The following is an 11,442-nucleotide window of genomic DNA, read 5'->3' on the forward strand; positions in this document are numbered from 1 at the left end:
GTATGGAAGAATATGTATATATAGATGGTAAAAAATATCGAAGAGGATATACTACAGGCTCATGTGCAACAGGTGCATCCAAAGCTGCTGTATATATGCTGATAACAAAAAATAAAATTGATACTATAAATATAGATACTCCTAAAGGGATACCATTATCATTAAAGGTTGATAATATAAATATTTCTAATACATTTGTGGAATGTTCCATAAAAAAAGATGGTGGAGATGACATAGATGCAACTCACACCATGGATATTTATGCAAGAGCTGAAATTGTGTCCAAAAACGATAATGATAAAGATTATCTTACTTTATGTGATATTGATAGTGTAAGTACTAATAGTGAGAGTCAAAATGAACTTTATAAATATATTAGAGTTTATGGTGGAATTGGTATTGGAGTAGTAACCAAAAAAGGACTAAGTGTAGATGTTGGTAAGCCAGCTATAAATCCTACTCCACTTAAAATGATAAACGAGGAAATAAGAAAGCTTGTAGGAAGTAATTTTGAATCTATACTTGGAGATAATAAAGTTTTAAAAATAACAATCTTTGCTCCACAAGGAGAAACGGTAGCAAAGAAAACATTTAATCCAAGATTAGGTATAGTTGGAGGAATATCTATAATAGGTACAACAGGTATTGTTGAACCTATGAGTGATGAAGGATGGAAAAAATCCTTATCCATAGAACTTCAAATGAAAAAAGAACAAGGCTTAGATAAAATAATACTGGTTCCAGGAAATCATGGAGAACAGTTTATAAGAGAAAAACTAAACTTGGATATTAAGTATGTAGTTAGAACGAGTAATTTTGTAGGCTATATGATTAAAGAAGCTCAAAGAATAGGGTATAAAAAAATATTAATGGCTGGTCATATAGGCAAATTTATAAAACTATCTGCTGGTATCTTTAATACTCATAGTAAAGTTGCAGATGCTAGAAGTGAGATATTAGTGGCAAATCTAGCCTTAATGGGAGCTAAATACGAATTTTTAAATAAAATAAATCAGTGCCTAACATCTGAAGAAGCTATAGATATAATAAACAATAGTGAGTATAAACAGGTGTATAATATATTGAGTAATAAATGTAGAGATAGAGTAAAGGAATACTTAAATGAAGAGTCAGATGATATTGATGTGGAAGTGATGATATTTTCAATGGATAAGTCATTGTTAGGTAAATCGGATAATACAGATGCATTAGTGGAGGTCTTTATATGATAAACATAATAGGTCTAGGGCCTGGAAATTTGGACTATATAACAAAAAAAGGTGAAAACTTAATTTCCACTTCTGATGTATTAATTGGTGGTAAGAGGAATCTAGAATCTATAAAAAACTTCGAAGGAGAAAAAATAATCTTAGATTCTAATTTGAGAGAAATTATAGAGTACATAAATAATAATAAAGAAAAGCAAATATCAGTAATAGCTTCTGGTGACCCATTAATATATGGTATAGGTAGGTATCTATCCAAGAATATTGACAACAAAATAATAAATATGGTTTCTGGAATTAGTTCATTACAATATATATTTTCAAAAATATATGTTGATATGAATGATGTATATATCACAAGTAGTCATGGAAAAGTACCAGATTTTGATTATATACTATCACATAAAAAAGTATGTATGGTTACAGACTCTAAGATAGGTCCAAAACAAATAAGTAAAGAAATAATAGATAGAAATTTAAATAAGATTGTTGTAGTAGGAGAAAATTTATCATATGAAAATGAAAAAATAACAATAGCAAAACCAGAAGAGATAATAAGAATGGACAATTTCGAGATGAATGTTGTGGTGATTTTAGATGAAGAATAGTGAATTTATAACAGGGGAAGTTCCAATTACTAAAGAAGAAGTTAGAGCAATATCAATAAGTAAGTTGAATTTAGTAAAGGCTAAAAACTTTATAGACATAGGTGCTGGTACAGGAAGTGTAAGTATTGAAGCTGCATATAATTATCCTAATCTAAATGTTATATCTATAGAGAAAAATGATGTTGCTATAGAACTTATAGAGAAAAACATAAAAAAGTTTAACTTAAAAAATATAGAAGTAATAAAAGGGTATGCTCCAATCGATGTAGGATTAAATACCCAAGTTGAGTCTATTTTTCTTGGTGGGACAGGGAATAATTTAGAAGAAATAATAGAATGGTCTAAAAATAATTTAGTTATAGGAGGAAGACTTGTAGCTAATTTTATAATAATGGATACTTTTAATCAAACCTTAAAATTACTTAAAAAATATGGATTTAAAGAAATAGATGTAAGTGTCTTAAATGTTTCTAAACTAGAGAAATTAGGAAAAGGTGAATACTTTAAACCACTAAATCCTATATATATAATATCTTGTGAAAAAGGGGAAAATGATTATGAATAAAGTACATTTTGTAGGAGCAGGGCCTGGAGATAAAGAGTTAATAACATTAAAAGGATACAAATTATTAAGTAATGCAGATGTAGTAATATATGCAGGTTCACTTGTTAATCCTGAACTTTTGGAATATTGTAAAGAAGATTGCCAAATACATAATAGTGCACATATGGATTTACAAGAGATAATAGATGTCATGAGAGAAGGTATAGAAAATAACAAGTCTGTTGTAAGACTGCAAACAGGTGATTTTTCTATATATGGTTCAATTAGAGAGCAAGTAGAGGACTTAAATAAATTGAATATAGATTATGATTGCACTCCAGGAGTAAGTTCTTTTTTAGGAGCAGCTTCATCTTTAGGTGTTGAATATACAGTTCCAGAAATTTCTCAAAGTGTAATTATAACGAGAATGGAAGGAAGGACCCCAGTTCCAGAGAAAGAATCAATACAATCATATGCTAAGCATCAGACATCTATGGTAATATTTTTATCTGTTCAAGAAATTGAGAAAGTTGTGTCTAGATTACTAGAAGGTGGATATCCAAAAGATACTCCTATAGCAGTTATATATAAAGCAACTTGGGCAGATGAAAAAATAGTTAAAGGAACTTTAAGTGACATAGCTATAAAAGTTAAAGAAAATAATATAAATAAAACTGCTTTAATAATGGTTGGAAGATTCTTAGGAGAAGAATATAATAACTCAAAGTTATATGACAAGGATTTTAAACATGAATATAGAGGGTAATATTGCTATAATCTGTATCACAGAAAATGGTAAGAATCTAGCTATAAAGATAAAATCTCTAGTAGATAATTGTGTTGTATATCAAATAAAAAATAAAGAAATTAATTTAAATCTTCAAGAAACCTGTGTACATATAGTTCAAAAGAAACTGAGCGATTTTGTGGGAGAAATATTTAATAAATTTGATTACATAGTATTTATAATGGCTACAGGTATAGTTGTACGAAGTATAGCGCCATATATAGTGAGTAAATTTAGTGACCCAGCAATTTTAGTACTAGATGAGAAAGGTAAAAACGTAATAAGCTTATTGAGTGGGCATATCGGAGGAGCAAATAAATTAACACATTACATAAGTAATCTTATCGATGCTAATCCAGTAATAACAACAGCCACTGATGTAAATCAAAAGGCTTCATTAGACATGATAGCAAAAAATCTAAGTGCATACATTGATAACTTTAGAGAAAATGTAAAAGAAGTGAATTCTAAGTTAGTTAACAATAAATGTGTTGGTTTATATGTTGATGAATGGTATCAAGTTGATACTAGAGGATTTAAGTTTATACAAAACATTGATGAGTTAAAAGAGAGTTTCTTAAATAAGTACATAGAAAAAGTAGTTATAATAAGTCATAAAATAAATTGTATTAGAGATGTTGAAAATTTAAATACAGATAATGAGTTTGAGAATGATTATATTAATGAAAAAATAATAAGAGTAATCCCAAAAGATATAGTAATAGGAATTGGCTGTAGAAGAAATACAGATAGTGAACTAATGTATAATTCGCTTGTAGAATTTCTTAATAAACAAAATATAGATATAAGAGCAATAAACACGATTGGAAGTATAGAGCTAAAAAAAGATGAGAAGGCAATCATTGATTTATCAAAAGTACTACAAATACCTTTTAAAACATTTTCAATAGATGAAATATCAAATGTTGATAATCTATTTGATAAATCTGATTTTGTTAAAAAAAATGTGGGAGTGTATTCAGTAGCAGAGCCAGTAGCGTATCTTTTGAGCAAAGGGAACTTAATAGTTGAAAAACATAAATATAAAGGAATAACTTTTTCAGTGGGGAGAATAAAAATATGATATACGTTGTAGGAATTGGTCCAGGAAGTAAAGATACCATGACTTTAGAGGCAATAAAAGTAATAGAAGATTCTGAGGCTATTGTTGGATATAAGACTTATATAAATTTAATAGAAGAATTTATACAAAATAAAGAAATAATTCAAAATGGTATGAGACAAGAAGTTGATAGATGTAAACAAGCAGTAGAGGAAGCGAAGAAAGGAAAAAAAGTGGCAGTTGTAAGTAGTGGAGATGCTGGAATATATGGAATGGCAGGACTTATCTTGGAATTAATATCTAAAGAAAAAGAAGATATAAAAGTAAAAGTGATTCCAGGTGTTACTGCAAGTATTGGTGCAGCAGCTATACTTGGAGCTCCTATTATGCATGATTTTTGTCATATAAGTTTAAGTGATTTAATGACTCCATGGGAAGTAATTGAAAAAAGGTTGAAATTAGCTGCTGAAGCTGACTTTGTAATTTGTTTATATAATCCAAGAAGTAAAGGAAGAAGTGAGCATTTAAGTAAAGCATTTAAAATAATGGGTGAATTTAAAAGTGGGAATACGCCTGTTGGAGTGGTTAAAGATGTAGGTAGAGAAAAGGAAGAAAAGTTTGTATGTACCTTTGAAAATATGGATTTTGAAAAGGTTGATATGACTACGATGGTTATAATCGGAAATAAATCTACTTATATTGATAATGAGTTGATGATAACTCCAAGAGGTTATACAGTATGATTTTGATTTTAGGAGGAACTTCAGATAGTTTATTTATATGTGATAAGATAAATGAACTAAAACAACCATATATCCTTTCAGTGACCACAGATTATGGAAAGGAGCTTGCACAACGACATACAGATAATATAATTTTAGGAAAACTCGGACAGGAGGAGATGCTAAAATTTATAAAAGATAATCATATAGTGAAAATAATAGATGCAACTCATCCTTATGCAGTTGAAGTATCTAAAAATGCTATGTATTGTGCAAAACTGTTGAATGTAGAATATATAAGATTTGAGAGGAAATCTCTAATTGAAGAAATAAATTATGATAATAAGTTTATAGTAGATACAATTGAGGAAGCCTGTAAAATAGCAAATAAAATAGGAAAAAATATATTTATAGGAACAGGAAGTAAGAATCTAAATAGATTTGTAGAGGAAATAAACGATAAAAACTTAGTAGTTAGGGTTCTTCCAACTAGTGAGGTTATACTAAGTTGTGAAAAATTAGGTTTAAATGCAGACAATATAATAGCTATGAAAGGTCCGTTTAGCCAGTGTATAAACGAAGAAACGTATAAACATTATGGCATAGACTTAGTTATAACAAAAGAAAGTGGAATAGCAGGTGGTTTCTTAGAAAAAGTAAATGCATGTAAAAGTTTTAATATACCAGTGATAATTATTAAGCGAGAATCGATTAACTATGAAAATGTAATTAATGATATAAATAAAATTAAAGACATACTTGTATAATTTTTAGGAGGAGAACATATGAAGAAGGCCTTATTAGTAGTGAGTTTTGGTACGAGCTACCATGAAACGAGAGAAAAGACAATAGATATGTGTGAGAATAAAATAAAAGATTCATTAAAAAACTATGACTTTTTTAGAGCTTATACATCAAATATGATAATAAATAAAATAAAAAAAAGGGATGGAATAGAGATAGACAATCCAATACAAGCTTTAGATAAAATATATGAACAAGGATATGATGAAGTAATAATTCAAACACTTCATATTATATGTGGAGAAGAATTTAATAAGTTAAAAGAGCAAGTAGAAGGCTACTCATCTAAATTTAAAAAGATTGTATTAGGGAGACCTTTACTTACACATATTGAGGATTATCAAGAATCTGTAGAGGCGATTAAACATCAAATCCCTCATATGAAAAATGATGAAGCAGTAGTATTTATGGGTCATGGGACTATTCATGAATCACATTCAGCATATCCAGCATTAGAATATATGCTTAGAGATAATGGAGTAAATGCTTATGTTGGTACAGTTGAAGGTTATCCAGAAATAGAGCATGTAATAAGAAGATTAAAAGAAGGTAATATAAAAACCGTAAATCTAATGCCATTTATGTTAGTTGCAGGTGACCATGCTATAAATGATATGGCGGGAGATGAAGAAGATTCTTGGAAAACAATATTAGAAGAGAATGGATTTAATGTAAATATACATCTAAAAGGTTTAGGTGAAAATCCTTATATACAAGATAAGTTTGTTCGTCATGCGACTAAATGTGCAGAAAATGTTAAGTTCTATGGTATAGGAGCAGGACCAGGAGATAGTTCATTACTTACAATGAAAGCAGTTAGCACGTTAAAGAAACTAGATATTTTATATACTCCAGAATCAAAAAAAGGTGGAGATAGCTTAGCTTTATCAATAGTTAAAGAATACTTAAATGAATCAATAGAGATAAAATCTAGACATTTTCCAATGTGTTTTGATGGAAATGAAAAGAATATAGCATGGGACAATGTAGCTGAAGAGATTGCTACAGATGTTAAGAATGGAAAAAACGTAGGGTTTGTAACATTAGGAGACCCTATGATTTATAGCACATATGTGTACATAATGGAGAGAATATCAGATGAGATAGAAGTAGAAACTATACCAGGGATTTCATCATTTTCTAATATAGCATCTAATCAAAATTTCCCACTAGTTATGGATAAGGAAGCCTTAGTAATAGTTCCTTGTACTATGGAAGATGATAAAATAGAACTTGCTTTACAAAATTATAATTCAATAGTATTGATGAAAGTTTATAAGAACTTTAAGGAAATAATAAAAAAACTAGAAAAATATAATCTAATAGAACATGCTATTTTAGTAAGTAATTCGTCTCAAGAAGGTGAAACTGTATTTAAAGATTTACGAGAGGCACATCTTGAAGATAAGATATCTTATTTTTCTACAATACTAGTAAATAAAGAGAACAAAATAAAATAGATGAAGGTAATATTTTAAAGGAGATTTAGTATGAATATCGTGGTTGGAACTAGGGGTAGTAATCTAGCACTTATACAAACAGAATGGGTAATTAATGAATTAAAAAAGAAGTATCCAGATATTAATTTTGAGATTAAAGTCATAAAGACAAAAGGGGATTTGATTCAAAATGTTTCCCTAGATAAAATAGGCGATAAAGGATTGTTTGTTAAAGAAATAGAGCAGCAACTATTGGATGGAAAAATAGATATAGCAGTACATAGTATGAAGGATATGCCCTCTTATTTAGCAGATGGACTAAAATTTGCTCATACACCTAAGAGAGAAGACCCAAGAGATGTTCTAATACTTAGAGAAGGATATAAAAGCTTAGATGATTTACCTCATGGAGCAGTAATAGGCACAGGAAGTAAAAGAAGAAAATTTCAATTATTAAAGCAAAGACCTGACCTAAATATAGTACAAGTTAGAGGTAATGTAGAAACTAGAATAAGAAAAATAAAAGATGAAAATATGCATGGGATTGTGTTGGCTGCATCAGGAATAATAAGAGCGAATTTACAAGAAAAAATAAGTTCTTATTTACCTGTTGATGTTGTTATACCAGCACCTGCTCAAGGAGCTTTGGCTATAGAGATAAGAAGTAATGATAGTAATATAGAAGAAATAGTAAATTCACTAAAAGATGAAAATACAGAAATCCAAATATTAGCTGAAAGAGGTTTTTTGGATGGTGTTAATGGAAGTTGTCATATACCAATGGCTGCTTATTGTGAAATAAACCAAGATAAGATACATCTTACTGGTCTATATGGAGATTCAGAAGGAACTAAAGTAGTAATTAAGTCTATGGAGGGGGATATTTCTTCTCCTAGAGAGTTAGGTTTAAAACTAGCTAAACTTGTATTGAAGGAGTATGAAAATTATGAAGGGTAAAGTTTACTTAGTAGGTGCAGGGCCAGGTGATTATAAACTCATGACTTTAAAAGGTCTAGAGTGTATAAGAAAGTCAGATGTAATAGTATATGATAGATTAGCAAATAGTAGTTACTTAAGAGAAGCTAAGCCTGATTGTGAGCTTATATATGTAGGAAAGGTATCAAGTAATCATATTTTGCCACAGGAAGATATAAATAGAATTATAGCAGAAAAAGCTAAAGAAGGAAAATATGTTACTCGTCTTAAGGGGGGAGACCCTTATGTATTTGGTAGAGGAGGCGAAGAAGCAGAGACCTTAGTAGATGAGGAGATAGAATTTGAAGTAGTTCCAGGAATAACTTCTGCTATAGGAGGCTTATGTTATGCTGGTATACCTATAACACATAGAGAACATGCTTCATCTTTTCATGTAATAACAGGTCATTTGAAGGGTGATGATAGTGGAGAATTAAATTGGAATGCTCTTGCAAATAATAAAGGTACTCTTGTGTTTTTAATGGGAATATCAAATTTAAAGAAAATAAGTGAAAACTTAATGAGAGAGGGAAAAGATAAGGATACACCAGTTGCACTTATAAGCTGGGCAACTAGATATAATCAAAGAGTTGTTACATCTACACTTGAAAATGTTTATGAAACTGCTATTAAAGAAGAAGTAAAGCCACCAACCCTTATAGTAGTTGGCAGTGTTGTAGGTCTTAGAGAAAAGTTAAATTTCTTTGAGAATAAGCCTTTATTTGGAAAAAGTATTGCTGTAACTAGGTCTAGAAATCAAAATAGTGTATTAGTGGAAAAAATAATGGATTTAGGTGGAAATCCAATTGAAATACCTACTATAAAGATAGAAAAACTACAAAATAATATTAAGTTAGAAAATGAAATAAGAAATATAAATAAATATAATTATCTAATATTAACTAGTAAAAATGCTGTAGAAATCTTTTTTGAAAAGATATATGAAATGAATTTTGATTTAAGAATACTATCTAATTTAAAAATATGTGCTATAGGTTCTGCTACATCAAATGAATTGAAAAAAAGAGGAATTATAGCCGATATAGTACCTAAAAAATTTGTAGCAGAATCACTATATGAAGAGCTAATGCCTATCTTGAAAAGTAGTGATAATATACTTATACCTAGAGCAGAAAATGCTAGAGATTATCTAGTTGACAAGCTTAAGGATATTTGTGAGGTAACAGAAGTACATACATATAGAACAGTAATAGATGAAGAGAAGAAAGATGAGATATTAGATATTTTAAATTCTAATGATATAGATTATATAACATTTACTAGTTCCTCAACAGTAAATAATCTAATTGAAATTATAGGAAAAGAGAATATTAAACTATTAGACAAAATAAAAACATTATCTATTGGACCTATAACTACAGAGACGATAAATAACTTAGGAATAAAGTTATATAAAGAAGCTACTACATCTACTATAGATTCATTAGTAGATTTAATCATAAAAAATTAATTTTGGAGGATTATCATGTTAAGAAGACCAAGAAGATTAAGAGCAAGTAAAGCAATAAGAAACTTAGTAAGAGAAACTAAAGTAAATGTAGAAGATTTAATATATCCGCTATTTGTAGTAGAGGGAGAGAATATAAAAGAAGAAATTAAATCTTTACCAGATGTTTATCATTTATCTATAGACATGTTAGAAGAAGAAATAAAAGAAATAAGTGAGTTAGGTATTGAGCATATAATGTTGTTTGGTGTGCCAAATGAAAAAGATGAGTGTGCCTCACAAGCTTTTAATGATAATGGAATAGTTCAAAAGGCAATTAGGAAAGTTAAAGAGATAAATCCAGAGATGAATGTGATAACAGATGTCTGTATGTGTCAATATACAAGCCATGGACATTGTGGAATTTTAACTGATACTGGTTATGTTGATAATGATAAATCATTAGAGTATTTAGCTAGGATATCTGTAAGTCATGCTAAAGCTGGAGCAGATATGGTAGCTCCATCGGATATGATGGATGGAAGAATACAAGCGATAAGAGAAGCTTTAGATGAAAATGGATTAGAGAATATAGGAATAATGGCTTATAGTGTTAAATATGCTTCAAATTTCTATGGACCTTTTAGAGAAGCTGCTCATTCAGCACCATCTTTTGGAGATAGAAAAACATATCAAATGGACCCAGCAAATAGCAATGAAGCTATAATAGAAACAGAACTTGATATATTAGAAGGTGCAGACATACTTATGGTTAAACCTGCATTATCATATTTAGATATTATAAGAAGGGTTAAAGACAACTTTGATTTACCTCTAGCGGCTTATAATGTAAGTGGCGAATATTCTATGCTTAAGTATGCTGTAAAAGAAGGTTTATTAAATGAAGATGTAATTCTTGAATCAATTACATCTATAAAAAGAGCAGGAGCAGATATAATAATAACTTATTTTGCTAAAGATATTGCGAGATTGCTACAAAAATAGATTCTATAAAGAAAAAGAATTATAAAAAGTATAGGAATTGTAATTAGATATTCTATAGTGTTTTTATTTAGAGCTTTATTAAATAAGAATAGATGCTAATTTATAATTTCTATACTTTATTTATATGATTAAATAAATTTTGGAGGTATAAAATGCTATATCCTATTAATTTAAAATTAGATGACTTAGATGTAGTTATAATTGGAGGAGGAGAAGTTGCATATAGGAAATGTAAAAATTTTTTACACTTTAATAAGAGTGTTACTATAGTTTCTAAACAACTTTTAAATAAGTTTTATGATTTGGAGGGAGATATAAAGATAATAAAGGATGATTATAGAGAAAAGTATATAAAAAATGCTTCTGTAATAATTGCTGCAACAAATAATAGGGAATTGAATATGGAAATAGGATTATATTGTAGAGCGAAAAATAAGTTGGTAAATGTTGTTGATAATGTAGAGGTATCAAATTTTACTGTCCCATCATATATAAAAAGAGGCGATTTACTTATAAGTATATCTACTGGGGGTAAGAGTCCTTCACTATCATCAAAAATAAAAAAGGAGCTTGAAAAGATATATACTGAAGATTATGAGGAATATTTAAATGTATTAGGCGATATTAGAAAAAAAGTTATAAAGAAATATGAAGATAAAAGCGAAAGAAAAGATATGCTTAATATGTTGATAACGCTCGATTTAGAAGAGTTAAAGAAACTTGACATATAAAAAATAAAATAAAAAATGTTAAAAATGTGTTGACGGATTATTTTTAAGATGATATAGTATTACTTGTCCTTAAGAAAAGGGCAAACATGAA

General features: G+C 29.0%; 12 protein-coding genes. All 12 read left to right on the forward strand.

Features of this window, described 5'->3' with window-relative positions; all coding sequences use genetic code 11:
- Positions 1-2 precede the first annotated feature (2 nt).
- A complete protein-coding gene (gene cbiD, locus Q3287_RS17905; protein ID WP_407964577.1) occupies positions 3-1,229 on the forward strand; it encodes a cobalt-precorrin-5B (C(1))-methyltransferase CbiD in 1,227 nt (408 codons plus the stop codon).
- Complete coding sequence (locus Q3287_RS17910) at positions 1,226-1,834, forward strand: cobalt-precorrin-7 (C(5))-methyltransferase (protein ID WP_054277713.1); 609 nt, start codon at positions 1,226-1,228, stop codon at positions 1,832-1,834. Before cbiD ends, Q3287_RS17910 begins: the two co-directional genes overlap by 4 nt.
- Positions 1,824-2,399, forward strand: a complete 576-nt coding sequence (locus Q3287_RS17915) for a decarboxylating cobalt-precorrin-6B (C(15))-methyltransferase (RefSeq protein ID WP_407964578.1) — start codon at positions 1,824-1,826, stop codon at positions 2,397-2,399. Before Q3287_RS17910 ends, Q3287_RS17915 begins: the two co-directional genes overlap by 11 nt.
- Positions 2,392-3,144 (forward strand): cobalt-precorrin-4 methyltransferase, encoded by a 753-nt coding sequence (locus Q3287_RS17920; RefSeq protein WP_167640480.1) that lies wholly within the window; start codon positions 2,392-2,394, stop codon positions 3,142-3,144. The genes Q3287_RS17915 and Q3287_RS17920 overlap by 8 nt, the downstream gene beginning before the upstream one ends.
- Positions 3,128-4,249, forward strand: coding sequence for a cobalt-precorrin 5A hydrolase (gene cbiG, locus Q3287_RS17925; protein ID WP_167640479.1), 1,122 nt, complete (start codon positions 3,128-3,130; stop codon positions 4,247-4,249). The genes Q3287_RS17920 and cbiG overlap by 17 nt, the downstream gene beginning before the upstream one ends.
- The gene (gene cobJ, locus Q3287_RS17930; RefSeq protein WP_407964579.1) at positions 4,246-4,971 is read left to right on the forward strand and encodes a precorrin-3B C(17)-methyltransferase; all 726 of its coding nucleotides are present in this window, start codon (positions 4,246-4,248) and stop codon (positions 4,969-4,971) included. The genes cbiG and cobJ overlap by 4 nt, the downstream gene beginning before the upstream one ends.
- Complete coding sequence (cobK, locus tag Q3287_RS17935) at positions 4,968-5,717, forward strand: precorrin-6A reductase (RefSeq protein WP_054271872.1); 750 nt, start codon at positions 4,968-4,970, stop codon at positions 5,715-5,717. The genes cobJ and cobK overlap by 4 nt, the downstream gene beginning before the upstream one ends.
- An 18-nt stretch (positions 5,718-5,735) precedes the next feature.
- Positions 5,736-7,214 carry a cobalt-factor II C(20)-methyltransferase gene (locus Q3287_RS17940; RefSeq protein ID WP_054271871.1) on the forward strand — a complete coding sequence of 493 codons (1,479 nt, stop codon included), beginning with the start codon at positions 5,736-5,738 and terminating at the stop codon, positions 7,212-7,214.
- 30 nt (positions 7,215-7,244) lie between these two features.
- The gene (gene hemC / locus Q3287_RS17945) at positions 7,245-8,150 is read left to right on the forward strand and encodes a hydroxymethylbilane synthase (protein WP_074180123.1); all 906 of its coding nucleotides are present in this window, start codon (positions 7,245-7,247) and stop codon (positions 8,148-8,150) included.
- Positions 8,140-9,639, forward strand: coding sequence for a uroporphyrinogen-III C-methyltransferase (cobA, locus tag Q3287_RS17950; RefSeq protein WP_054271869.1), 1,500 nt, complete (start codon positions 8,140-8,142; stop codon positions 9,637-9,639). Before hemC ends, cobA begins: the two co-directional genes overlap by 11 nt.
- 15 nt (positions 9,640-9,654) lie before the next feature.
- Positions 9,655-10,620 carry a porphobilinogen synthase gene (gene hemB / locus Q3287_RS17955; protein ID WP_054271868.1) on the forward strand — a complete coding sequence of 322 codons (966 nt, stop codon included), beginning with the start codon at positions 9,655-9,657 and terminating at the stop codon, positions 10,618-10,620.
- A 152-nt stretch (positions 10,621-10,772) separates the two neighbouring features.
- Positions 10,773-11,351, forward strand: coding sequence for a bifunctional precorrin-2 dehydrogenase/sirohydrochlorin ferrochelatase (locus Q3287_RS17960; protein WP_407964580.1), 579 nt, complete (start codon positions 10,773-10,775; stop codon positions 11,349-11,351).
- The last annotated feature ends 91 nt before the right edge of the window (positions 11,352-11,442 follow it).

The organism is Clostridioides sp. GD02404 (assembly GCF_045898275.1).
Lineage (GTDB): Bacteria > Bacillota > Clostridia > Peptostreptococcales > Peptostreptococcaceae > Clostridioides > Clostridioides difficile_A.